Source organism: Candidatus Jidaibacter acanthamoeba, assembly GCF_000815465.1.
GTDB classification, from domain to species: Bacteria; Pseudomonadota; Alphaproteobacteria; order Rickettsiales; family Midichloriaceae; genus Jidaibacter; species Jidaibacter acanthamoebae.
This window is the reverse complement of the sequence record NZ_JSWE01000132.1, coordinates 1-458: the sequence shown is the minus strand read 5'-3', so window position 1 is coordinate 458 and position 458 is coordinate 1. Positions and strand designations below refer to the sequence as shown.

1 protein-coding gene is annotated in these 458 nt (G+C 34.1%); it reads right to left on the bottom strand.

Features of this window, described 5'->3' with window-relative positions:
• Nucleotides 1-12 precede the first annotated feature (12 nt).
• Nucleotides 13-458: NACHT domain-containing protein (locus NF27_RS06865; RefSeq protein WP_039457451.1), on the bottom strand; the 446-nt coding region annotated here is incomplete at its 5' end.

Here is a 458-nt window from a genome sequence, read left to right as displayed (position 1 = left end):
AGTTATTTGCTTCTACCAACATCTATCTCCAATTTCTATTCTTTGCAACACAACCGTTAATATTTCTTTTAATATCCTTCTGATTTTTTCCCCTTCTCTATTTTCTAAATTGTCTACAATCGGTGCTATTTCATCATAGCCATCCAATATAAATAGAATATCGCTAAAATTACCTATAAAATTATCTATAGCTTCTACACTAGGCTTATATCTTTCTCGTCCTCCCATACAATGCTCCCTTATTACTTCCGCTAAACTGATATCTTCTTGCCAGTTCTTTAACTCTGAAGCTATTTTCCTAAGCGGTAGCCATATTACTCCCTTATATTTATCATTCCATAAATTCCCCCCACTCCATCTTACCGATATGTATTGGCATAATGTGCTCTTACCTATTCCGGCTCTTCCGTATATTGCTAATTTCTTTATCTCCTTATTTTCTCTCTTCTCAAATAACT